The sequence below is a fragment of the Humibacter sp. RRB41 genome (assembly GCF_022761015.1).
Classification (GTDB): Bacteria; Actinomycetota; Actinomycetes; order Actinomycetales; family Microbacteriaceae; genus Humibacter.
On sequence record NZ_JAKWJQ010000001.1, the window covers coordinates 1,083,319 to 1,105,021 of the forward strand.

A 21,703-nucleotide genomic window follows, 5' to 3' on the forward strand; every position below is an offset into this window, starting at 1 on the left:
TCATGGACCGTCGTTCCTTCCTCTCCTTGGCCGCGCTCAGCGGCGTCGGCCTCGGACTCGGTGCCACCCTCGTCGGTTGCAGCTCGGATTCCTCGGGCAGCGGTTCGCAGGCATCCGCCTACACGCCGCCGGCGAAAAGCCTGAAGGCGACCATCAGCTACGCGATCTGGGACGTCAACCAGCAGCCTGCGATGGAGAAGATCATCAAGGGCTTCAACAAGATCTATCCGAACGTCACGGTCAACATCCAGCTCACTCCGTCGGCCGGGGGTGCCTACTGGACCAAGATGAAGACCCTCGCCTCAGGCAAGAACCTGCCGGACGTGCTCTGGATGAACGGGCCGAACATTCAGCTCTTCGCCCTGAACAACCAGCTCATGCCCATCGATTCGCTCGTGAGCGCCGGCCAGATCAAGAAGAGCAACTATCCGTCGGCGCTCGTGAACCTCTACACCGTTGACGGCAGGTTGTACGGGACGCCGAAGGACTTCGACACGGTCGGTCTCTATTACAACAAGGACATGCTCGGTCAGGCAGGCGCAGCAGTGCCGACGTCGTCATGGACGTGGGACGACCTCAAGACGAACGGGAAGAAGGTCTCCGACCACTTCGGCAAGGGCGTCTTCGGGTTCGCGGGCGACCTGACAGGCGGCCAGACGTCCTGGTACAACACGATGTTGCAGGGCGGCGGCTACATCATCTCGTCGAACCACAAGAAGTCGGGGTACGACCTGCCCGGTTCGATCAAGGGCCTGCAATTCTGGGCCGACATCATCGCGGCGGGGATCTCGCCGTCGATGCAGCAGCTGACCACCACGCTCGCCAACGACTGGTTCACGTCCGGCAAGTTGGCGATGGTGATGGATGGCGACTGGGAGACCGCGCCGTATCACCAGGCATTCGGCGACAAGCTCGGCGTCGTGCAGTTGCCGAAGGGGCCGAAGAGCAACCAGAGCGTGATCCACGGGCTTGGCAACGTCATCTCCGCAACGACCAAAGAACCGGAGGCCGCGCTGGCATTCGTGTCCTACCTCGGCGGCAAGCCGCCCGCACTGTTACAGGCGGATGCCGGCGTGGTGATTCCCGCGTTCAACGGGAGCCAGACCGTCTGGGCGAACTCCATCGAAGGTCTCGACCTGCAACTCTTCCTTGACGAGGCGAAGGTCGCGTCGCCGTATCCGATCTCGAAGAACACCTCCGCGTGGAACCAGATGGAGTCGGACATCCTCCCCGCAGCCTTCGCGGGTCAGACACCGGTGGCGACAGCGGCGAAGAAGCTTGCCGAGCAGATGAACGCAGAGCTCGCGAAGGACTGAGCCGATGAGTGCCTCTACTGCAGAGACCTCGACGGTCGGGACAGCGGGGCCCGGGACGGCCAAGGCCTCCCGGCCCCGGCGTCGCGGGCTACGGCCGGACGGCCCGTGGCCGTGGATCTTCGTTCTGCCCACCGTGCTCGGCGTCGCCGTGTTCTATCTCTGGCCGATCTTGAAGACCTTCTACCTCAGCTTCACGACGGTCGGCGTCTTCGGCGGCTCCACGTTCACGGGTCTCGCCAATTACCTGACGATGTTCTCGGACCCGCAGATTCCCCAGTCCATCCTCAACACCGCCATCTACACGGTGATCGTGATGCTCGGAATTCCGATCGCTGTTGGGCTGGCCTCCTTGATCGAGCGCCCCGGCATGCGGTTCCGCGGGCTGTATCGCACCCTGTACTTCATTCCGTACGTGACCATGCCGGCCGCCGTGGGCATCGTGTGGAGGCTCATCTTCAACGGCGATTTCGGACCCATCAACTGGTTCCTCTCGCTGTTCGGCATCGCGGGACCGTACTGGCTCGCCACCCCCGGCTTCGCACTCGTCGCGGTCTCCATCGTCGGGCTGTGGATGTCGCTCGGTTTCAACCTGATCATCATCAGCGCCGGGCTCCGAGAGATTCCCGCCGACTTGTACGAGGCCGCCCAGGTCGACGGCGCTTCGCGCTTCCGCCAGTTCCGCAGCATCACGGTTCCGCTTCTCACGCCGAGCATCTTCTTCGTGTCGATCATCACGGTGGTCAACGGCTTCCAGCTCTTCGACCTGCTCTACGTGATGCTCGGCAAATCCAACCTCGCGATGCCGCAGACGCAGAGCCTGGTCTACATCTTCTACAACGAGGCATTCCTCCAGAACAACCAGGGCTACGCGAGCGCGATCGGCATTCTGATCCTCGTCATCATCGCGGCGCTCACCGCCGTGCAATTCCGTCTGCAACGGAAGTGGGTGAACTATGTCTGAGAACGTGTCGACAGCGGCCGTCCTCGGCCAGAACGCGGCAGAGCTGCAGAGGGAGGCTCGTCGTCCGCGGCGCCACCGCACGCAGTCGAACGCCGGCGCGCACACGGTCCTGCTGATCGGTGGCCTGATCATGGTCTCGCCGCTGATCTACCAGGTGATCATGTCCCTGTCGACGAACCAGCAGGTCGAGAGCGCTCCTCCGACCATCTGGCCGGGGGTGCTGCAGTGGCACAACTATCTCGACGTGTTCGCCCAGATGCCGTTCGGCCAGGAGCTGTGGATCACCGCTGCCATCACCGCCGTGCGGCTCGTCGGGCAGCTGCTGCTGTGCTCGATCGCGGGGTACGCGTTCGCGCGCATGCGGTTCACCGCGAGGGGCGTCATCCTCGGCGTGATCCTGTCGATCATCATGGTGCCCGCGCAGATCTATCTGATCCCGCAGTACCAGATCATCCAGGGCCTCGGATGGCTGAACACGGTCATCGGAATCGCCGCGCCCGGTGTCTTCAGCGCGTTCGGCACCTTTCTGATGCGACAGTTCTTCCTCGGGTTGCCGCAGGAGTTGGAGGATGCCGCCCGCATCGACGGTGCGAGCTCGTTCATGATCTTCTGGAGGATCATGCTGCCGCTGGCATCCAACGGGCTGTGGGCATTGGGCATCATCACGGTGCTGTGGTCGTGGAACGACCTGATGTGGCCGCTGGTGGTGACCTCGAGTGCCGGTTCCGCGCCGTTGAGCGTCGGGCTGGCGAACCTGCAGGGCGTGCACGGGAACAACTACCCGGTGCTGATGGCGGCGAGCCTGATGGCGATGCTCCCCATCCTCATTCTGTTCATCGTGCTGCAGAAGCGAGTGGTCGCCGGCATCGGACGCAGTGGGCTGAAATGACGACCGACTGGCAGTTCGTCATCTGCGACGCTCTCGAGAAGGTCTACCCGGATGCCGACCCTCGCCCGCGAGCGGATGACGTCGGCCTGAGCGTCACGCTCGGCGAGCCCGCGTCGTTCCAGCTCGCCTACCGACCGCCGTTCGACGGGTCGCTCCGCGACCCGAGGCCGTTGCACCTCGACGTCGTCGGCGACTCCGCGGATCTCGTCGAGGTTCGAAGAGTGGATCTCGTGCCGTGCGAGCTGCCGGCGTTCCCCGGGCATGACGACGGGTACGACCGCGACGCTCCGGGGCTGTACCCGGATGTGCTGGTGCCGCTGAACGGCGGCGAACTGTGGCCGCTCTTCGGCAGTTGGCGTGCCGTGTGGCTCGACCTGCTGGTCGACGACGACTCGCGCACGGGCATCCACACCATCACGATCGTCGTCTCGGACGACGAGGGGCGCGAACGCTTCCGTGAGGACGTCGTCGTGCGGGTGCTCGGGGTGAGGCTTCCCGAGCTCGACATCGTCAACAGTCATTGGCTGCACGTCGACGCGGTCGCTGACCACTATCGAGTGCCGGTGTTCAGCGAGGCGCACTGGGAGCTGCTCGAGCGCTTCGTCGAGTCCGCCGCAGGCATGGGCGTCAACTCGCTGCTCGCCCCGGTCTGGACGCCGCCTCTCGACACCGGCATCGGTCACTACCGGACGCCCGTGCAGCTGGTGGACGTCGAGGAGACTTCGGCGGGCGAGTACCGTTTCGGGTTCGGCAAGCTGGCGCGCTGGCTCGAGCTGTGCCGTCGCAACGGGGTGAAGGGCGTCGAGGTCGCTCATCTCTTCACCCAGTGGGGTGCCGAGTTCACGCCCGCGATCTACGCGCGGCGCGACGGCGAGACCGTCCGCCTGTTCGGCTGGGAAGTGTCTGCGACGGATCCGCGCTACCGCCGGTTCCTGGAGCAGCTCCTGCCCGCGCTCGTCAACGTGCTCGACGATGAGGTGGAGCCGGGGAAAGTGGTGTTCCACGTCTCGGACGAGCCGCACGGACGCGTGCAACTCGAGAACTATCTCGCGGCGAAATCCGTGGTCACCGACCTCCTCGAGGGGCGTCGGATCGTCGATGCGCTGAGCGACTTCGCCTATTACAGCAGTGGAGCGGTCCCGGTTCCCGTGGTGGCGACGGATGCCATCGAGCCGTTCCTGGCCGATCGGCCCGACGAACTGTGGGCGTACTACTGCGTCTCGCAGGAGCGGGACGTCGCCAATCGGTTCTTCGCGCTGCCCTCGGCACGCAATCGGGTGCTCGGACATCAGCTGTTCGCGTTCGGAATCGACGGGTTCCTGCACTGGGGCTTCAACTTCTACTACTCCTGGCACTCCCTTCGCCTCGTGGATCCGTTCAGGGACACCACGGCCGGCGGGGCGTTCCCGGGAGGCGACCCGTTCGTGGTCTACCCGGGGGAGGACGGGCATCCGCTGCCGTCGATCCGGTACCGGGTGTTCGCGCAGGCGATGGCGGATCACCGCGCGATGCAGGCGCTGCGCGACCGGGACGGAATCGAGGCGGTGCTGGAGCTCATCGATCCCGATGGAGGACTGCGATTCGATCGGTTCTCCGTCGATCCGGTGCACTACCTGCGCGTGCGGGAGGCGATCAACGCGCGCCTCGTCGAGGGCTGACTCGCGCGCGCTGCGACGCAGCAGGGGCCAGACGATGCCCGCAGCGCTGGTAAGATCGCAACCGTCGCAACTGGCGTATCGGCGTGTGTCGGGCATTCGGCATCCGTCGCGGATGGTTCACCATCGGGGAGCGACCCAGCTCTGAGATTCGAGGGCGGATTCGGCCGCACGCCTGGGCCGACGCGAACACGTGCAACGTCCGCCCCTGGATGAGGAGCCAGTCATGACCGTTTCCGACACCTTCAATGCGCCCCTGGCCGAGGTCGATCCCGAGATCGCCGAGGTGCTCAACCTCGAGCTCGGCCGCCAGCGCGACTATCTCGAGATGATCGCGAGCGAGAACTTCGTTCCGCGCGCCGTGCTCGAGTCGCAGGGCTCCGTGCTCACGAACAAGTACGCGGAGGGGTACCCCGGCCGTCGCTACTACGGCGGATGCGAATACGTCGACATCGCGGAGAACCTCGCGATCGAGCGTGCCAAGTCGCTCTTCGGTGCGCAGTTCGCGAACGTGCAGCCGCACTCGGGGGCGTCCGCGAACGCCGCGGTGCTCTCCGCGATCGCTCAGCCGGGCGACACGATCCTCGGCCTCGAGCTCGCCCACGGCGGGCACCTCACGCACGGCATGAGGCTCAACTTCTCCGGCAAGCTCTACAACGTCGTCTCCTACGGCCTCGACCCCGAGACGTTCCGCGTCGACATGGACGTGGTTCGCCAGAAGGCCATCGAGCACAAGCCCAAGGTGATCATCGCCGGCTGGTCCGCCTACCCGCGTCACCTCGACTTCGCTGCGTTCCGCGCGATCGCCGACGAGGTCGGTGCGACGCTCTGGGTCGACATGGCGCACTTCGCCGGACTCGTCGCAGCGGGACTGCACCCGTCGCCCGTTCCCCACGCGCACGTGACCAGCTCCACCGTGCACAAGACGATCGGCGGCCCTCGCTCCGGTTTCATCCTGAGCAACGACGCCGACATCGCGAAGAAGCTCAACTCCAACGTGTTCCCCGGCCAGCAGGGCGGCCCGCTCATGCACGTGATCGCGGCGAAGGCGACGGCGTTCAAGCTCGCGGCGACCGACGAGTTCCGTGAACGTCAGGAGCGCACCATCCGCGGCGCGCAGATCCTCGCGGAGCGACTGATCGCACCTGACGCCCGCGAGGTCGGCGTCGACGTGCTCACCCGCGGCACAGACGTTCACCTGGTGCTCGTCGACCTGCGCACGTCGGAGTTCACCGGCAAAGAGGCGGAGGACCGCCTGCACGAGGTCGGCATCACTGTCAACAAGAACGCGGTGCCGTTCGATCCCCGCCCCCCGATGGTCACTTCGGGTCTGCGCATCGGCACGCCCGCGCTCGCGACCCGCGGTTTCGGCGACGTCGAGTTCACCGAGGTCGCAGACGTGATCGCGCTGGCGCTGCGACAGGATGCCGACATCCCGGCCCTGCGCGCCCGCGTGCGCACGCTGACGGACGCCTTCCCGCTCTACCCGGGTCTCGGCCCGTCGGGACAGCCGGCCGAGAACGTCGAGCTCTCCTCGAGCATCCAGGGCTGAGTCGATGACAGCGATCAAGCTGGACGGCAAGGCGACGGCCGCAGCCATCAAGCAGGAGCTGGCGGAACGCGTCGCGGCGCTGAGGGAGCGGGGCATCGTCCCCGGCATCGCGACGGTGCTCGTCGGCGCCGACCCGGCGTCGCAGCTGTACGTGGGCATGAAGCACCGTCAGTCAGAGGCGATCGGCATGAACTCGATCCAGGTCGAGCTGCCGACTGATTCCACGCAACAGCAGGTCGAGGCGACCATCGATCTTCTGAATGCCGATCCCACCTGCCACGGCTACATCGTGCAGCTGCCACTGCCGAAGCACCTGGACACCGACGCGATCCTCGAACGGATCGACCCGGCGAAGGATGCCGACGGCCTGCATCCCACGAACCTCGGCCGGCTCGTGCTCAACGTGAATGCCCCGATCACCACGCCGCTGCCGTGCACACCGCGGGCCGTGATCGAGTTGCTGCTGCGCAACGACTACGACCTGAAGGGCAAGCACGTCGTGGTCGTCGGGCGCGGCGTGACGATCGGGCGTTCGATCGGCCTGCTGCTCACTCGGCGTGCGATCAACGCGACGGTGACGCTGACCCACACCGGCACGCTCGACCTGCCGTTCTATCTGCGCCAGGCCGACGTGATCGTCGCGGCCGCCGGGGTGCGGCACCTCGTTCGACCAGAAGACGTGAAGCCGGGCGCCGCGGTGCTCGACGTCGGCGTGACGCGCGAGGACGACCCCGCGACCGGCAAGTCGAAGGTGTACGGCGACGTGGCGCCGGGAGTCGAGGATGTCGCGGGCTGGCTCTCGCCGAACCCCGGCGGAGTCGGCCCGATGACCGTCGCCTTGCTGATGACCAACGTGGTGGAGGCCGCGGAGCGCCTCTAGCGCGCCGACCTCTTCACACCGGTGGCTTCCGCGAACTTCTCCTTCGCCTCCGGAGTCACCGGCGTGAAGAGGTTGACGAGCGTTCCGTCGGGGTCGCGGATGAGCAGCGAACGATTGCCCCACGGCATCGTGCTCGGCGGCCGCACCATCTCGACGAGAGTGCCCTCGAGCGCCGCGAAGGCGGCATCGACATCCGCCACCAGGAATTCGATGATCGCCGTGTGATTGTCGGCGGCGCGTACCGATCCGGGGCCGAACAGGTCGGCGGTCGAGCTGTGCCCGATCGCCAGAGTGCCGTTCGGAGTGCGGATCTCGGCGAAGACCGGCGCGGGCCGGGTCGCTTCGATGCCCGTGATCGATTCGTAGAACGCGACGAGTCGGTCGAGGTCGTCGGTGATGAGGCGGATGGAGACGAGATTCATGAGGGAGACCTTTCTGGATGTCCGTCGCAGAACGTTGGCGACGACACGACACCAGCGTTTCGAGGTCGCGCGACACCCCCGTGTCGGTGTTTCGGCGTAGGTCGTGCAGTTCGGCGAGAGCCGGGCTCAGAACAGCGCGAGCGTTCGAAGGTCGCCCTCCGGCACCTGTATCTCTTCGGTGGTCACGCGCCGCGGCGATGCCACCTCGGTCGTGGCGGTGACGCGCTCGATACGGTCGAATCGGAAGGCGCGGATGCCGTGCCGCAGACGACACCACGCGAGCAGATACCATCCGCTCGTCGCGCCGATGTATCCCAGGGGTTCCACCTCGCGTCGGGTGGCGTTCCCCGCTCTGTCCCGATAGCCCAGGCGCAGCACGTGGCGGGACGCAACGGCGTCGACGATGGCAACGGGAATGCCCGCCTCTGCGTGCGAACCGTCGCGGTCCGATGTCTCGCGCGCGCCGAGTGCTCCGAGCGCGCCGACGAAGTGAACTCGGGACGCCAGGTCGCCCGCCGATTCGGTGTCGTCGTCGCGCATGGCGGCGAGCAGCTTGCGCAGAGCGGCGTTGCCTGCCTGCTCGAACGGCGACCCCGCCGTGGACTGCAGAGCGACGGCAACGGACACCGCCTCGGACGGGGTGAAGTTCACCGGGGGAAGCGTTCGATCGCGATCGATGCAGTATCCGCCGGTGCGTCCTGGCTCGGCCCAGATCGGCACCCCGGACTGCTGCAGGGCGCCGAGGTCGCGCTCGACGGTACGCACGCTCACCTCGAAACGTCGCGCGAGCCACGTGGCGCTCCGCGGTCGCGGCGACACCGCCCGCAGCTCTTCGACGAGTGCGTACAGACGATCGGTGCGATTCACGCCGTGCTCAGCTCGCCGGGGAGCCCGCTTCGTCCGACGTCAACAGGATGACGTTGCCGTCCGGGTCGTCGACCATGGCCGCATACGGACCGATGGTCTTGGCCGGCGACATCCTGCCGTGGTAGCCGGCAGCGGTCGCTTTCGCCCACATGTCGTCGACGGCGTCGTCGGTGCCGACGAAGAACTCGAGCATCTGCTGGTAGCCGGATGCCGGCCTGCTGTAATTCGCGTCGTAGACCGAAGCGAAGCTCGTGGTGAGCAGAAGGCTCACACCACTCGGCATGCGATGGATGACCAGTGGGCGCTCTGCCGGCGGATCCGGCACGTCGAGGCCGAGGCTTCGATAGAACTCGATCGAGGCAGCCAGATCGCGAACCTCGAGGATGACCATGCTCAGCTGGATGTCCACGCATCGAGTCTGCAGCACGCCGGTGACATCCACGCCGCGGGTCGCTCGGTGCGGCCGCTACCCGCCGGCCCTCGGCCTGCGCTACATTCCTCGCAAAGCCGACCGACCATACTCACCCACCGCCCACATCGGAGAGACGATGTCCACCACGACGAACGACCAGACCGAAGGCTCGCACCCCGACGCGCCGAAGTTCACGGCCGTCGAGCTCAATGCCCTCAACTCCATCGACGAGAGCGAACGGCAGGGCACCCCGCGCGGCCTGTTCTGGCCGTGGTTCGCCGCCAACGTGTCGGTGCTCGGCGTCAGCTACGGCTCGTTCCTGCTGGGTTTCGGCATCTCGTTCTGGCAGGCGACGATCGTGGGCATCCTGGGCATCGTCGTCTCTTTCCTGTTCTGCGGCTTCATCTCGCTCGCAGGCAAACGCGGCTCAGCCCCGACGCTGACGCTCAGCCGGGCGGCATTCGGCGTCAATGGCAACAAGGTTCCCTCCGTCATCTCGTGGCTTCTCACCGTCGGCTGGGAGACCGTGCTCGTCGCGCTGGCCGTATTGGCGACCACAACCGTCTTCAAGGAGCTCGGCGGCGCAGGAGGGACGACCACCGAGGTCATCACGCTGATCGTCGTCGTGGTGCTGGTGATCGGCGGCGGTGTCTTCGGCTTCCACGTGATCATGAGGCTGCAGGTCGTCATCACCATCGCAACCGCCGTGCTCACCGTGGTCTACATCGCGCTGGTGTGGAACCACATCGACTTCGGCAAGATCGCGGCGATCCCGAGTGGGGACCTCCCGCAGCTCATCGGCGGATTCGTCTTCATGATGACCGGCTTCGGCCTCGGCTGGGTGCAGGCCGCCGCCGATTACTCGCGTTACCTGCCGCGCAAGTCCTCCAGCCGTGGCGTGACCGGCTGGACCACGTTCGGCGCATCGCTTGCACCCGTCATCCTCGTCGTCTTCGGTCTCATGCTCGCCGGCTCGTCGAAAGGGCTTGCGGATGCCATCGGCAGCGACCCGATCGGCGCCCTCACCACGATCCTGCCCACGTGGTTCCTCATCCCGTTCTTCATCGTCGCAGTGCTCGGCCTGATCGGTGGTGCCGTTCTCGACATCTACTCGTCCGGGATCGCGCTGCTGAGTGCTGGGCTTCGCATCCCTCGGCCGGCCGCGGCACTGATCGACGGCGTCATCATGATCATCGGCGCGATCTACATCGTGTTCTTCGCGCCGGACTTCATCGGCCCGTTCCAGGGCTTCCTCATCACGCTCGGTGTGCCGATCGCTGCGTGGTGCGGCATCTTCCTCGCCGACATGACGCTGCGGCGCACGAGCTACTCCGACCGCGACCTGTTCACTTCGCACGGACGTTACGGCAGCTGGAACTGGCTGGCGATCGCCTTGCTCGTGATCGGCACTGCGGTCGGCTGGGGGCTCGTCACCAACCCGTACGGACTCGACTGGCTGAACTGGCAGGGTTACCTGCTCGGGCCGTTCGGACTCGGCGGACGCAGCGGCATCTGGGGCGGTGCCAACCTCGGCGTGCTCGTCGCTCTGGTCGTCGGCTACCTGGGCGTCGTGCTGTTCGGGCGGGCGCGAGTGCGCACGCAGGAGGCGGCGGGTGACGAAGCATGAGCGACGACCCCTGGCTCGTCGTCATCGACATGCAGGCCGTGTTCGGCGACCCGGCGAGCGGCTGGTACACGCCGCGGTTCGAGCAGGCGCGCGCCGGCATCCGCCGCCTTCTTCCGGCATTCGGCGACCGCGTCGTGCACACCAGGTTCGTGGCGCCCGAACACCCCGAGGGCGCGTGGGGGCCGTACTACGAACTGTGGCCGTTCGCGCTCGTGCCGCACGACGACCCGCTGTACCGGCTGGTCGATGCGCCCGACCCCTCGCACGAGGTCGTCACGCAGACCACGTTCGGCAAATGGGGTGACGCTCTCGACGCGGCGACCGGCGGCTCGCGGCAACTCGTGCTGGCCGGCGTGTCCACCGACTGCTGCGTGCTCTCGACGGCGCTCCCGGCAGCCGATGCCGGCGTTCACGTTCGCGTGGCAGCGGATGCCTGTGCCGGCGCCACCGACGCCGACCACCGCCGCGCGCTCGACGCGATGGCCCTCTACGCGCCGCTGATCGACGTGACGGATGTAGCGTCGGTTCTGGCCTGAGCTGCGCCGCTCGCTAGTCTTGACCGATGGCGATCGACACCTCCCACGCGTCCGTGCAGGCGGTGGAGCGCGAACTGCGCTCCCACGGAATCGACGGTGAGGTGCGCTGGCTCGACGAGGCGACGCCGACGGCGGTAGCGGCCGCCGACGCGATCGGCGTGGAGGTCGGAGCCATCGCCAACTCGCTGGTCTTCACCCTCGACGGCGAACCCGTGCTGGTGATGACCTCCGGCGGACACCGCGTCGACACGGCATTCCTCGGCGAGCGGCTCGGCGGCGCGTTGAAGCGTGCATCGGCCGACACGGTGCGCGACGCCACCGGTCAGGTGATCGGGGGAGTCGCGCCCACCGGGCATCCGCAACCCCTGCGTACCTGGGTCGACACCGCGCTGAAGGCGTACCCGCAGATCTGGGCCGCCGCCGGGCATCCGCACACCGTGTTCCCGCTCAGCTACGAGCAGCTGGTCGAACTCACCGGCGGCACCGAGGTCGACGTCGAGGCGTAGCCCCGGGCTACTCCACCACGGCGAGCGCGTCGATCTCCACCAGCATCTCCTCGCGCGGCAGACCCGTGAACACAGTCGTGCGTGACGGGAGGACGCCGCTCGGGGAGTTCTCGGCGACGAATGCACCGTAGGCCTCGTTCATCGACCCGAAGTCATCGCGGCTCGTCAGGTAGACCCGCAGCATGATCACGTCGTCGAAGGATGCCCCGCCGGCCTCGACGATCGCCTTGATGTTCTGCAGCACACGCGTGGTCTGAGCTGCCACATCGCCGAGGAACACGTATTCGTTCGTCGCGGGATCCACCGACCCCTGGCCGGAGACCTGCAGAAGCTGACCCTTGCGCACACCCTGCGAGAAGGTGAACGCGGGTGCCGGCGCCCCGGCGGTCGTGATGCGCGTCTTGCTCATGGTGCTCCGTTCTCATCGTCGAGGAACCGGCGGATCATGATGCGGCCGTGCTCCTCGAAATCATCATCGCCGATCCCGCGGGACCACACGACCGTGCCGATCGCCTCGCGCAGGGTTTCCAACGCGAGCAGCTCGGCATCCGCCTCGTCGAGCTCGCGGCTCATTCCCGCCATGAAGGCGGCCTCGAGCTCCGGATGCTCGTGGAAGTCCTTGCTTCGTAGCCTCACCAGATCGCTCACCCACGATCGCTGTGCTCCGCGTCCGAAGTCGATCACAGCGACGCGTCCGTCGTTCACGAGCCAATTGCGCGGCTGGTAGTCGCCGTGCGTGAAGTGCAGGCGCACGGGCAGAGGCCGGATGCGGCCGAGCCGTTCGCGCAGTCGCGCCACCGAGTCGCGGTCGACGAGTCCGTCGGCGCGGCCGAGAAGGTCCTCCGTCTGCGCCGACACCGACGCCATATAGTGTTCCGAGACCGCACCCGGCACCTGCAACCGGACCAGGATGTCGCCGGCCTGCTCGAACGCGCCGGCGTCGCTCTGCCACGATGTTCCGAGCAGCAGTTCGCCCGGCAGGTACTCGGTGACGAGGATGCCTGCGCTCTCGTCGGCGAACTCGAGCCGCGGTGCCGAAAGACGCAGCCGGTCGATCACGTCGCGATGCGCGGCGATCTCCCTGCCGATGTGGTGGCTCGTCTCGCTCGCCTTGACCGTGTGATCCACGACGCCGGTGCCGTCGCCCGTCGTGCGGACCCGCAGCACGGTGGTGTCCTGCAGCGGCCAGGAGAAGTCTTCGACGAGCATCCACTCGCCGAGCCATTCGTCGAGCAGCGCCGACTGACGCGCGTTCAGCTCGTTCGCGGTGCTCGCCATCACCATGGCAGGCTATCGGTCGCCCGTAGACTCACGACGGTGATCGCAGAACGAGTCTCGGCATCGCGAACCCTCTCGGAGCGCGACAAATCGGTTCCTCCGTCCGCACACGGCAGCACTGTCGCCGAGTTCCTCGCCACCCGGCCGCGACTGTCGGAGTTCCTCACCCCGGTGCTCACGCTCGATCGAGGCGCGCTCGACCACAACGTGCGGGTGATGCGCGAGTGGCTCGCTCAGAACGACTTCCGCATCGCACCGCACGGCAAGACGACGATGGCGCCCGCGCTGTGGCGGGACCTGATGGATGCCGGCGCGTGGGGACTCACCGTCGCGACGCCGTGGCAGGCGGGGGTCGCGCGGGTTGCCGGCATCCGGCGCATCATGATCGCGAACTCCGTCGTCGACCCGGTCGCGATCAGATGGGTCACGGACGTGAGCCGTGGCGCGGACGAGCCTGAGGTGCTCTCGTGGGTCGACGATCTGCGCACCGTTCGCCTGCTCGACGAAGGGTCCGGGGCTCGCGGCAGACGCATCCCGGTGATCGCGGAACTGGGCGGCGTCGGTGGCCGCACCGGTGCAAGAGGGACGGATGCCGCACTCGGCATCGCCCGTGCCGTCGCCGCTTCAGAGAACCTCGAGCTTGCCGGTGTCGGCGGCTACGAGGGCGCTGTCGGGCATGACAGGTCGACGGATGCCGTCGCGCGCGTCGACGCCTACCTCGACGAGCTGCGCGCCCTGCACGTCGCCACCGCGGCTGAGGGTCTCTACCGGCAGACAGACGGTGGCGATCGCCCGATCGTCACGGCGGGCGGCAGCGCCTACCTCGATCGTGTGGCGGAGCGGCTCGGCGGCATCGCCGACGCCGACGTTGTGCTGCGCTCCGGCGCGTATCAGGTGCACGACGACGGCTACTATTCCCGCATCGGCCCGATGGGGACTCTGACCGGCACCGAGCCGTTCCGCTCCGCCATGCACCTGCGTGCCCGCGTGGTCTCGCGACCCGAACCGGGACTCGCACTGCTCGACGCGGGCCGCCGTGACCTTCCGTTCGATGAGGGGCTGCCCGTTCCGCAGGCTGTCATCGGCGACGACCGCGCGACGCACACCGGCGGTGTGCTCGCCGGGGCGGAGATCACCGCCGTCAACGACCAGCACGCGTTCCTGCGCCTGCCGGAGGCGTCGATCGACGACCTTCCGGTCGGCACGGTCGTGCGGCTCGGTCTCTCGCACCCCTGCACCGCGCTCGACAAGTGGCGGCTCGTGCCGGTGGTCGATGACGCGCTCGCCGATGATCCCCTCGTGATCGATCTCGTCGAGACGGTGTTCTGACGGTGGCGCGGGCATCCAGCGGCAAGGTGCTGTTCGCGGGCCCGACTGTGGTCGACGGCTCGGGCGGCGAGCCGTACGTCGCGGACCTGCTCGTGGCAGACGGCCGGATCGCGGCGATCGACCGCTCCTGCGAGGCCGTGGCCGCGGTCGTCGCGGATGCCCGCACCATCGACGCCAACGGTCTCGTGCTCGCTCCCGGCTTCATCGACATGCACGCGCATTCCGACCTCGCGGTACTGAGCGACGCCGATCACCTCGCGAAGCTCGGTCAGGGGGTCACGACGGAGCTGATCGGCCAGGACGGGCTCGGCTACGCGCCGGTCGACGACGGCGCGATGCACGACATCCGCACCCAGATCGCCGGCTGGAACGGCGAACCGCCGCTCGACTACTCGTGGCGCAGCATGGCCGACTTCCTCGCTCGGCTCGACCGCGGCGTCGAGGGTGCAGGCCCGCCGACGAACGTGGCAGTGCTCGTGCCGCAGGGCAATCTCAGGATGCTCGCCGTCGGCCACGACGACCGGCAGGCGACACCAGCCGAGCTCGACAGGATGCGCGGCATCCTCGCCGACAGCCTCGATGCAGGCGCCGTCGGTCTCTCCAGCGGCCTCACCTACGCGCCGGGAATGTACGCCGATCAGGCCGAACTCGCCACACTGTGCGAGATCGTCGCGGATCGCGGCGGCTTCTACGCGCCGCACACCCGCTCGTACGGCGTCGGCGCGCTGGATGCCTACAGCGAGGTCATCGACATCGCCTCGGCGACCGGATGCGCCCTGCACCTCTCGCATGCCACGCTCAACTTCGCGACGAACCGCGATGCCCTTCCACGCTTCCTCGAGCTGATCGATGAGGCGCTCGAAGGCGGCGTCGACCTCACGCTCGACAGCTATCCGTACCTGCCGGGAGCCACGACGCTCGCCGCCCTGCTGCCGAGCTGGATGTCCGTCGGCGGCCCGGATGCCCTGCTCGCGCGGCTGCGCAGCGGCGACCGCCGGGACGCGATCGCCGAGGCCTTCGACGCCGGTTCCGACGGATTCCACGGAGAGCGGGCGGACTGGAGCGTGATCCAGATCGCGGGAGTCCGGTCGCCGGAGCTCGAGGGCATCGTCGGCTCGAGCGTTGCCGAGCTGGCGGACGCGGCCGGCGAGCATCCGGTCGACGTCGTGATCGACCTGCTGCTGCGGGATCGGCTGGGCACGAGCATCCTGATGCACATCGGCCACGAGGCGAACGTGCGCGGCATCATGCGCCACCCTGTGCACACCGGCGGGAGCGACGGCATCCTGGTCGGCTCGCGACCGCACCCGCGCGGCTGGGGAACGTTCGCCCGCTATCTCGCGCACTACGTGCGCGATGAGGGCGTGCTCACCCTGGCCGAGTGCGTGCGGCATCTCGCCGCGACGCCGGCGCGGCGGCTGGGTTTGGCCGATCGCGGACTCGTGCGCGAGGGGTTCGTGGCCGACCTGGTGCTGTTCGACCCGCTCACCGTGCTCGACGTCGCGACCTTCGACAATCCGCGCAGGCCGGCGGAGGGCTTTGGTGCCGTGATGATCGACGGCAGGGTGGTGGTCGATGACGGCCGCCGCACGGATGCCGTCGCCGGGCGCGTGCTGCGCGCAGGCTAGACCCGAGCACCCGCCCGATGCAGCTCGAGGTGCTCCAGGTACACCTCGGCGTTGTGACGGATGCCCGCCACTTCGTCGTCGCTCAGCTCGCGTCGCACCTTCGCCGGCACACCCGCGACCAGCGACCGAGGCGGCACGATCGTCCCCGCCGTGACGAGGGCGCCGGCCGCGACGAGCGACCCCGAGCCGATCACCGCCCCGTTCATCACCGTTGCGTGCATGCCGATCAGCACGTCGTCCTCGATCGTGCAGCCGTGCAGCACGGCGTTGTGTCCGACCGAGACGCCACTGCCGAGCGTGAGGGGTGCACCGTCGTCGACGTGGCACGAGACGTTGTCCTGCAGGTTCGAGCGTGTGCCGATGACGATCGGCTCGTTGTCGGCGCGCAGCACTGCGTTGTACCAGACGCTCGCCAGCTCGTGCAGCGTGACGGCGCCGACAAGAGCCGCACCCGGTGCGACCCACGCGGTCTCGGCGACCTCGGGAGCGGCCCTGCCGGGCAGAACGATCAAGCGGGCATCAGCGGCGACGGTCATGCAGCCAGGCTATGCCCGTCGCGAGCGCGGACCTGCCTTCATCAGCGCAGGCAAATCTCCCGAAACCAGGCGGATGCCGCCTGTCTTCGCGAGGAGAGCGCGATCTTGCCTGTTTTCGCGTCGCGACCCTACTCGTCGCGGCGGGCGCCGTCCGACGGCACGACCGCGAACAGGTCGGGCTGGGCGTAGCCGTGCTCCGCGAACGCACCGTCGACAGCGGCCTCGACGTGCGAGATCAGCTCGCGCGGCACGAGGGCGATCGCCGAGCCGCCGAAGCCGCCACCGGTCATCCTGGCGCCGATCGCACCGTAGTTCTGCGAGATCTCGACGGCCAGGTCGAGCTGGGGAACGGAGACCTCGAAGTCGTCGCGCAGCGACCGATGCGAGGCATCCATCAGGTCGCCGATCGCCCGCGGACCCTGCTCGCGTAGCGTTCGCACCGTGTCGAGCACCCGCTGGTTCTCCGTGACCACGTGACGCACCCGACGGAACGTCTCGCCGTCGAGCACTTCGCGCGCTCGCGGCAGGTCCGAGATCGAGACCTCGCGCAGCGACTCGACGCCGAGCTCCCGTGCTCCGGCCTCGCACGATGCCCGCCTCGCCGCATATCCGCCCGCCGCGTGCTCGTGCTCCACTTTCGTGTCCATCACGAGGACTTCGAGCCCCGCCTCGTCGAACCCGAGCGGGATGACGTCGCGTTCCAGGCTCCTGCAGTCGATGAAGATGCCGCAGTCGAGGCGCCCCAGAAGGGATGCCGACTGATCCAGGATGCCCGTCGGCGCTCCGACGACCTCGTTCTCCGCGATGTGCCCGGCCTTCACCAGAGCGTTCCGGTCCAGGTCGAGGCGCCAGACATCGTTCAGCGCGACGGCGACGGCCGACTCGATGGCGGCCGAGGACGACAGCCCTGCGCCGACGGGAACGTCGGAGTCGAGGTACAGGTCGAATCCCGGGACGGCATCCAGATCGGCGCCGAGCTGACCCAATCCTGACTGGCTCAGCGCCCACGCGACTCCGAGCGGGTAGTTCTGCCAGCCGTGCGCGCCGCCCGGTCCGAGGTCGGCGAGTGTCGTCTCGACGATCTCGTCGGTGAACGACGAGGTCAGACGCACCGTTCGGTCGTCTCGCAGGGCCAGCGCTGCCACGGTGCGACGATCGATCGCGAACAGAAAGACGAAGCCGTCGTTGTAATCGGTGTGCTCGCCGATCAGGTTCACACGCCCCGGCGCCGACCAGATCCCCTGCGGTGCGCGTCCGTACAACTCGGTGAAGCGGGCACGTGCCGTCTCGACGAGATCGGTCATACGGGGGTCTCCTTGTCTGCGGTGGCGATCGCCTGGCGCAGGGACTCAGCCTGCACCTCGGGTGGCACATCGCCGATCCATGCTCCCATGGCGGCCTCGCTCCCGGCCAGGAACTTCAGCTTGTCTGCAGCGCGTCGGGGCGACGTCAGCTGCAGGTGGAGGCGCACGTCGTCGCGGTGCTCGTTCACCGGTGCCTGATGCCAGGCCGCGATGTAGGGGGTTGGGGTGTCGTAGAGCCGGTCGACACCGCGCAGCAGGCGCAGGTAGAGGGTGGCGAGTTCTGCGCGCTCGGCATCGCTCGTGGCGGCGAAGTCGGCCACCTGACTGTGCGGCATGAGGTGCACCTCGAGCGGCCACCTCGCTGCGAAGGGCACGAAGGCGCTCCAGTGCTCGCCGGTGAGGAACATCCGCTCGCCTTGCTGTTCGAAGCTCAGGATGTCGTCGAACAGTTTCGGCCCGTAGGCCTCCACAGAGGCGAGCAGGCGCTGCGTGCGCGGCGTGATGTAGGGGTAGGCGTAGATCTGACCGTGCGGATGCCCGAGCGTCACGCCGATCGCCTCGCCGCGGTTCTCGAACGGGAAGACCTGTTGGATGCCGTCCATCGCCGACAGCGCGGCCGTGCGGTCTGCCCAGGCTTCGATGACCGTGCGAGCCCGCGAGGCGCTGATGCTGCCGAATGCGCCGGTGTGCCCCGGGCTGAAACAGACCACCTCGCAGCGGCCGATCGAGGTGCGCACGCGGCCGATGCCCACCTCGGCGAGGTCGGCGAGGCCGTGTGGGGCATCCGGAGAGCTGAGCTGAGGGCCGAATGACGGCGACCGGTTCTCGAAGACGGCCACGTCGTACTCACTGGGAATCTCCGACGGATTGCCTTCAGACTGCGGCGCGAGCGGGTCGAGCGCGGCAGGCGGAAGCACGACGCGGTTCTGGCGCGCTGCGGCGATGGAGATCCAATCGCCGGTCAGTGGGTCCTGACGCATGCGAGCCGTCGCGGGCCGCGGATCGAGCTCTCGCAGGTCCGGTGCCCGGTCGGGCGGCAACGTCGATTCCGCGTCGTCGAAGTAGAACAGGTCACGTCCGTCGGCGAGACGGTACTCGCGCTTGGTGATGGAGCCCACGAAGCCACGATAGCTTATGCATTGACAACGAAACAAAAGCAAACGTAAGTTGATGCCGTGACCGACGTACCAGGCTCCGTTCCCGATGCCGGCGCTCCCGCGATGATCAGGCGGCAGCGCATGCTCAGTCTCATCGCCGACCGCGGATTCGTGCGGGTCGGCGAGCTGAGCGAGACGTTCGGCGTCTCCGACGTGACGGTGCGCGGCGACCTCTCGGTGCTCGAAGGCACGCAGGGCGTCCGGCGCGTGCACGGCGGCGCGATGCCAAGGGTGACAGGTCCGCTGCACGAGCTTTCGTTCGAAGAGGCGCTCGAGAGCCTTGCCGAGGAGAAGCGGGCGATCGCACGCATCGCATCCGCACTCGTCCAGCCCGGCATGAGCGTGATCGTCGACGTCGGCAGCACGGGCATGGCGGTCGCGCGGGAACTGGTGCGTCGAGAGGACCTCTACGACGTCACCGTGATCACGAACGGCCTCACGATCGCGCTCGAACTCGAGAACGCCGTTCCCCGCATGCAGGTCATCGTCACGGGCGGCACGCTCCGCCCCCTTCAGCACTCCCTCGTAGCGCCGCTGGCCACCGTGATGTTCGAGCGGGTGCACGCCGATCTCGCCTTCATCGGCTGCAACGGTGTGGATGCCGCCTCCGGCATCACGAACATCAACCTGCCGGAGGCCGAGCTCAAGCGCGACATGGTGCGAGCCTCGGCGCGTGCCGTTGTGGTCGCCGACGGGTCGAAGGCGGGGCGGGTGCACCTCGGCCGCATCGGCGCCCTTGGCGACTTCGAGACCGTCTTCCTCGGGGCGTCCGCTCCGAAGCCCGCGGTCGCCGAACTGCGCAAAGCGGGCGGAGCCGAGATCGTGGTGGTCGACACCGAGGCGTCCTGAACAGGGCGCCGGATGCCTACGCTGGGTACATGCGCGCACCCACCGGGGACCAGTACGAACTCGCCGTCGACACGCCAGACGGGAGGGCACGGGCCGTCATCACGCAGGTGGCGGCCGGCATCCGGTCGTATGCCGTCGACGGCATAGACCTGACAGAGCCGTTCGACGAGAATTCGACGCCCCCGTCGGGCTGCGGCATCGTGCTCGTCCCGTGGCCGAATCGCGTGAAGGACGCCACCTGGTGGCTGCGCGACGAGTCCGGCTCGGTCGCCGAGCAGCGGCTCGCCGTCACGGAGCCGAAGCTCGGCAACGCGATCCATGGCCTGCTTCGGTACTCGCCATACCTCCTCACCATGCGCACGAAGGATTCGGTGACGCTCGCCGCCACCGTCTATCCACAGCTCGGGTACCCGTTCCTGCTCGACACGAGCGTGCGGTACGCGCTGAGTGCCGACGGACTCGAGGTGACGCACACCATTCGCAACGCAGGCGAGGCGGATGCCCCGGTCGCCCTCGGTGCTCATCCCTATCTCAAGATCGGCGGCGTGCCGACCGCAGACCTCGTGCTGCGCGTCGACGCCACCACCCACTTCGAGGTCGACGATCAGCTCAACGTGCTGGGGGAGCATCCGGTGCACGGCACCGAGTTCGACCTTCGCGCCGGCGTTCGGGTGCGTGACCTGAAGCTCGACGACGGCTTCGGCGGAGTGCTGCACAGCTCAGGCAAGGCTCAGCACTCGCTCACCGCTCCCGACGGCCGCGCTGTGACGCTCTGGACCGACGATGCGTTCGGCTTCGCCCAGGTCTTCACGCACCGTTCGTTCGCGACGCTTCCTGCCGGTGACGTCACCGTCGCCGTCGAGCCGATGACCGCACCGGCCAACGCGCTGAACAGCGGGCAAGGTCTGCGATGGCTGTCGCCGGGGGAGACGTTCACGGCGCGCTGGGGCATCTCGGCGAGTCTGGCAGTCGAGGGCTGAAGGGCATCCCATGCAGACGATGCACGCCGTGGCGCTGACGCACGGCCTCCCGATCGATGACGAGCAGAGCCTGATCGACGTCGAGCTGCCGGTGCCGGAGCCCGGCTCCCGTGACGTGTTGATCGAGGTGCTCGCGGCCTCCGTCAATCCGGTCGATGTGAAGCAGCGCTCAGGCAGCCCCGAGCTGGATGCCCCGCGCGTGCTGGGCTTCGACGGCGCGGGTATCGTGCGCGCCGTCGGGGCGGACGTGACGCTGTTCGCGCCAGGGGACGAGGTGTGGTGGGCCGGCCAGCTCGACCGGCAGGGATCGGATGCCGACCTGCAGCTCGTCGACGAGCGCATCGCCGGCAGAAAGCCGACGTCGCTGGGCTTTGCGTCTGCCGCAGCGCTGCCTCTCACCACCATCACGGCGTGGGAAGCCCTCTTCGACAAGCTCCGGCTGACGTCAGCGGATGCCGGCACGCTGCTCGTCGTCGGCGCGACCGGCGGTGTCGGGTCGGTTCTGCTCCAGCTCGTGCGCGAACTGCTTCCGTCGGTGCGAACGGTCGCGACGGCATCCGGTGCCGAGAACGAGGCGTGGGTGCGTGACCTCGGGGCATCCGAGGTCGTCGATCACCACGCGGACCTCGTCGCTCAGGTGCGGCGCATCGCACCTGAGGGCGTCGACTGGATCTTCTCCGCGCACAGCGCGGGCAGGGCGGCGGACTACGCGGCCCTGCTGCGGCCGTTCGGCGCAATCGTGGCCATCGACTCGGGGCGCGACGTCGACTTCGACCTGCTCAAGTCGAAGAGCCTCAGCTGGCACTGGGAGTACATGTTCACTCGCCCCGTGCAGCGTTCGAGCGACATGATCACGCAGCACGAGGTGCTTGATGCCGTCGCGACCCTTGTCGACGAGCATCGCGTGGTCTCTACCGCGACGACCGTGCTGCGCGGATGGGACGCCGCCACGTTCCGCGAGGCCCACCGGCTTGTCGAGTCGGGGCACACCGTCGGCAAAGTCGTCGTGGAGCGCTGAA

At 67.8% G+C, this 21,703-nt stretch carries 22 protein-coding genes and 1 riboswitch; of the genes, 14 read left to right on the forward strand and 8 right to left on the reverse strand.

Annotated elements, in window-relative coordinates; all coding sequences use genetic code 11:
* Positions 1 to 2 precede the first annotated feature (2 nt).
* From MJ603_RS05065 to MJ603_RS05090, 6 genes are all read left to right on the forward strand, one after another.
* Positions 3 to 1,316, forward strand: coding sequence for a sugar ABC transporter substrate-binding protein (locus tag MJ603_RS05065; RefSeq protein WP_243062555.1), 1,314 nt, complete (start codon positions 3 to 5; stop codon positions 1,314 to 1,316).
* A 4-nt stretch (positions 1,317 to 1,320) separates the two neighbouring features.
* Positions 1,321 to 2,277, forward strand: coding sequence for a carbohydrate ABC transporter permease (locus tag MJ603_RS05070; protein ID WP_243062556.1), 957 nt, complete (start codon positions 1,321 to 1,323; stop codon positions 2,275 to 2,277).
* On the forward strand, positions 2,270 to 3,166 hold the full coding sequence (locus tag MJ603_RS05075) for a carbohydrate ABC transporter permease (protein ID WP_243062557.1): 897 nt from the start codon (positions 2,270 to 2,272) through the stop codon (positions 3,164 to 3,166). The genes MJ603_RS05070 and MJ603_RS05075 overlap by 8 nt, the downstream gene beginning before the upstream one ends.
* A complete protein-coding gene (locus tag MJ603_RS05080) occupies positions 3,163 to 4,824 on the forward strand; it encodes a DUF4091 domain-containing protein (protein ID WP_243062558.1) in 1,662 nt (553 codons plus the stop codon). The genes MJ603_RS05075 and MJ603_RS05080 overlap by 4 nt, the downstream gene beginning before the upstream one ends.
* A gap of 56 nt (positions 4,825 to 4,880) precedes the next feature.
* Positions 4,881 to 5,009, forward strand: a riboswitch (ZMP/ZTP riboswitch).
* Positions 5,010 to 5,047: 38 nt separating this feature from the next.
* Positions 5,048 to 6,373, forward strand: a complete 1,326-nt coding sequence (gene glyA / locus MJ603_RS05085) for a serine hydroxymethyltransferase (RefSeq protein ID WP_243062559.1) — start codon at positions 5,048 to 5,050, stop codon at positions 6,371 to 6,373.
* A gap of 4 nt (positions 6,374 to 6,377) precedes the next feature.
* The gene (locus tag MJ603_RS05090) at positions 6,378 to 7,253 is read left to right on the forward strand and encodes a bifunctional methylenetetrahydrofolate dehydrogenase/methenyltetrahydrofolate cyclohydrolase (RefSeq protein ID WP_243062560.1); all 876 of its coding nucleotides are present in this window, start codon (positions 6,378 to 6,380) and stop codon (positions 7,251 to 7,253) included.
* Here the strand turns inward: MJ603_RS05090 and MJ603_RS05095 are convergent.
* The 3 genes from MJ603_RS05095 to MJ603_RS05105 form a co-directional block, all read right to left on the reverse strand.
* Positions 7,250 to 7,675, reverse strand: a complete 426-nt coding sequence (locus MJ603_RS05095) for a VOC family protein (RefSeq protein ID WP_243062561.1) — start codon at positions 7,673 to 7,675, stop codon at positions 7,250 to 7,252. The genes MJ603_RS05090 and MJ603_RS05095 overlap by 4 nt on opposite strands.
* A gap of 126 nt (positions 7,676 to 7,801) precedes the next feature.
* Positions 7,802 to 8,542, reverse strand: coding sequence for a YafY family protein (locus MJ603_RS05100; RefSeq protein ID WP_243062562.1), 741 nt, complete (start codon positions 8,540 to 8,542; stop codon positions 7,802 to 7,804).
* 7 nt (positions 8,543 to 8,549) lie between these two features.
* Entirely contained in the window at positions 8,550 to 8,951 is a 402-nt protein-coding gene (locus MJ603_RS05105) for a VOC family protein (RefSeq protein ID WP_243062563.1), read from the reverse strand.
* A 139-nt stretch (positions 8,952 to 9,090) separates the two neighbouring features.
* Between MJ603_RS05105 and MJ603_RS05110 the strand changes: the two genes are divergently transcribed.
* The 3 genes from MJ603_RS05110 to MJ603_RS05120 are packed head-to-tail and all read left to right on the forward strand — an operon-like array spanning position 9,091 to position 11,623.
* Positions 9,091 to 10,581: a cytosine permease gene (locus MJ603_RS05110; protein ID WP_243062564.1), complete on the forward strand. Its 1,491-nt coding sequence runs from the start codon at positions 9,091 to 9,093 to the stop codon at positions 10,579 to 10,581.
* A complete protein-coding gene (locus tag MJ603_RS05115) occupies positions 10,578 to 11,117 on the forward strand; it encodes a cysteine hydrolase (protein WP_243062565.1) in 540 nt (179 codons plus the stop codon). The genes MJ603_RS05110 and MJ603_RS05115 overlap by 4 nt, the downstream gene beginning before the upstream one ends.
* A 26-nt stretch (positions 11,118 to 11,143) precedes the next feature.
* The gene (locus MJ603_RS05120) at positions 11,144 to 11,623 is read left to right on the forward strand and encodes a YbaK/EbsC family protein (RefSeq protein WP_243062566.1); all 480 of its coding nucleotides are present in this window, start codon (positions 11,144 to 11,146) and stop codon (positions 11,621 to 11,623) included.
* A gap of 7 nt (positions 11,624 to 11,630) precedes the next feature.
* Here the strand turns inward: MJ603_RS05120 and MJ603_RS05125 are convergent, their stop codons facing one another.
* Together MJ603_RS05125 and MJ603_RS05130 are read right to left on the reverse strand one after the other, a co-directional pair.
* On the reverse strand, positions 11,631 to 12,032 hold the full coding sequence (locus MJ603_RS05125; RefSeq protein WP_243062567.1) for a RidA family protein: 402 nt from the start codon (positions 12,030 to 12,032) through the stop codon (positions 11,631 to 11,633).
* Positions 12,029 to 12,901 (reverse strand): phosphotransferase, encoded by an 873-nt coding sequence (locus tag MJ603_RS05130; RefSeq protein WP_243062568.1) that lies wholly within the window; start codon positions 12,899 to 12,901, stop codon positions 12,029 to 12,031. Before MJ603_RS05130 ends, MJ603_RS05125 begins: the two co-directional genes overlap by 4 nt.
* A gap of 39 nt (positions 12,902 to 12,940) precedes the next feature.
* On the opposite strand from MJ603_RS05130, the gene MJ603_RS05135 reads away from it, so the two are divergent.
* Together MJ603_RS05135 and MJ603_RS05140 are read left to right on the forward strand one after the other, a co-directional pair.
* Entirely contained in the window at positions 12,941 to 14,230 is a 1,290-nt protein-coding gene (locus MJ603_RS05135; protein ID WP_243062569.1) for an alanine racemase, read from the forward strand.
* 2 nt (positions 14,231 to 14,232) lie between these two features.
* Positions 14,233 to 15,858 (forward strand): amidohydrolase family protein, encoded by a 1,626-nt coding sequence (locus tag MJ603_RS05140; RefSeq protein ID WP_243062570.1) that lies wholly within the window; start codon positions 14,233 to 14,235, stop codon positions 15,856 to 15,858.
* Here the strand turns inward: MJ603_RS05140 and MJ603_RS05145 are convergent.
* From MJ603_RS05145 to galT, 3 genes are all read right to left on the reverse strand, one after another.
* Positions 15,855 to 16,394, reverse strand: a complete 540-nt coding sequence (locus tag MJ603_RS05145; RefSeq protein WP_243062571.1) for a gamma carbonic anhydrase family protein — start codon at positions 16,392 to 16,394, stop codon at positions 15,855 to 15,857. The genes MJ603_RS05140 and MJ603_RS05145 overlap by 4 nt on opposite strands.
* A 128-nt stretch (positions 16,395 to 16,522) precedes the next feature.
* Complete coding sequence (gene galK, locus MJ603_RS05150) at positions 16,523 to 17,698, reverse strand: galactokinase (protein ID WP_243062572.1); 1,176 nt, start codon at positions 17,696 to 17,698, stop codon at positions 16,523 to 16,525.
* Positions 17,695 to 18,816, reverse strand: coding sequence for a galactose-1-phosphate uridylyltransferase (gene galT, locus MJ603_RS05155; RefSeq protein ID WP_243062573.1), 1,122 nt, complete (start codon positions 18,814 to 18,816; stop codon positions 17,695 to 17,697). The genes galK and galT overlap by 4 nt, the downstream gene beginning before the upstream one ends.
* A gap of 57 nt (positions 18,817 to 18,873) precedes the next feature.
* Here galT and MJ603_RS05160 point away from each other — a divergent pair, with 57 nt between their 5' ends.
* From MJ603_RS05160 to MJ603_RS05170, 3 genes are read left to right on the forward strand one after another with little or no spacing between them, the layout of a single operon-like run.
* Complete coding sequence (locus tag MJ603_RS05160; protein WP_308220566.1) at positions 18,874 to 19,704, forward strand: DeoR/GlpR family DNA-binding transcription regulator; 831 nt, start codon at positions 18,874 to 18,876, stop codon at positions 19,702 to 19,704.
* 29 nt (positions 19,705 to 19,733) lie between these two features.
* Entirely contained in the window at positions 19,734 to 20,684 is a 951-nt protein-coding gene (locus MJ603_RS05165) for an aldose 1-epimerase family protein (RefSeq protein ID WP_243062574.1), read from the forward strand.
* 10 nt (positions 20,685 to 20,694) lie between these two features.
* Positions 20,695 to 21,702, forward strand: a complete 1,008-nt coding sequence (locus MJ603_RS05170) for a zinc-binding alcohol dehydrogenase family protein (RefSeq protein WP_243062575.1) — start codon at positions 20,695 to 20,697, stop codon at positions 21,700 to 21,702.
* Position 21,703: the final 1 nt, after the last annotated feature.

Coding starts and splice junctions, on each gene's coding strand:
- MJ603_RS05065 (WP_243062555.1), top strand. CDS start 3: ATGGACCGTCGTTCCTTCCTCTCCTTGGCCGCGCTCAGCGGCGTCGGC.
- MJ603_RS05070 (WP_243062556.1), top strand. CDS start 1,321: ATGAGTGCCTCTACTGCAGAGACCTCGACGGTCGGGACAGCGGGGCCC.
- MJ603_RS05075 (WP_243062557.1), top strand. CDS start 2,270: ATGTCTGAGAACGTGTCGACAGCGGCCGTCCTCGGCCAGAACGCGGCA.
- MJ603_RS05080 (WP_243062558.1), top strand. CDS start 3,163: ATGACGACCGACTGGCAGTTCGTCATCTGCGACGCTCTCGAGAAGGTC.
- glyA (WP_243062559.1), top strand. CDS start 5,048: ATGACCGTTTCCGACACCTTCAATGCGCCCCTGGCCGAGGTCGATCCC.
- MJ603_RS05090 (WP_243062560.1), top strand. CDS start 6,378: ATGACAGCGATCAAGCTGGACGGCAAGGCGACGGCCGCAGCCATCAAG.
- MJ603_RS05095 (WP_243062561.1), bottom strand. CDS start 7,675: ATGAATCTCGTCTCCATCCGCCTCATCACCGACGACCTCGACCGACTC.
- MJ603_RS05110 (WP_243062564.1), top strand. CDS start 9,091: ATGTCCACCACGACGAACGACCAGACCGAAGGCTCGCACCCCGACGCG.
- MJ603_RS05115 (WP_243062565.1), top strand. CDS start 10,578: ATGAGCGACGACCCCTGGCTCGTCGTCATCGACATGCAGGCCGTGTTC.
- MJ603_RS05120 (WP_243062566.1), top strand. CDS start 11,144: ATGGCGATCGACACCTCCCACGCGTCCGTGCAGGCGGTGGAGCGCGAA.
- MJ603_RS05125 (WP_243062567.1), bottom strand. CDS start 12,032: ATGAGCAAGACGCGCATCACGACCGCCGGGGCGCCGGCACCCGCGTTC.
- MJ603_RS05130 (WP_243062568.1), bottom strand. CDS start 12,901: ATGGCGAGCACCGCGAACGAGCTGAACGCGCGTCAGTCGGCGCTGCTC.
- MJ603_RS05145 (WP_243062571.1), bottom strand. CDS start 16,394: ATGACCGTCGCCGCTGATGCCCGCTTGATCGTTCTGCCCGGCAGGGCC.
- galK (WP_243062572.1), bottom strand. CDS start 17,698: ATGACCGATCTCGTCGAGACGGCACGTGCCCGCTTCACCGAGTTGTAC.
- MJ603_RS05165 (WP_243062574.1), top strand. CDS start 19,734: ATGCGCGCACCCACCGGGGACCAGTACGAACTCGCCGTCGACACGCCA.
- MJ603_RS05170 (WP_243062575.1), top strand. CDS start 20,695: ATGCAGACGATGCACGCCGTGGCGCTGACGCACGGCCTCCCGATCGAT.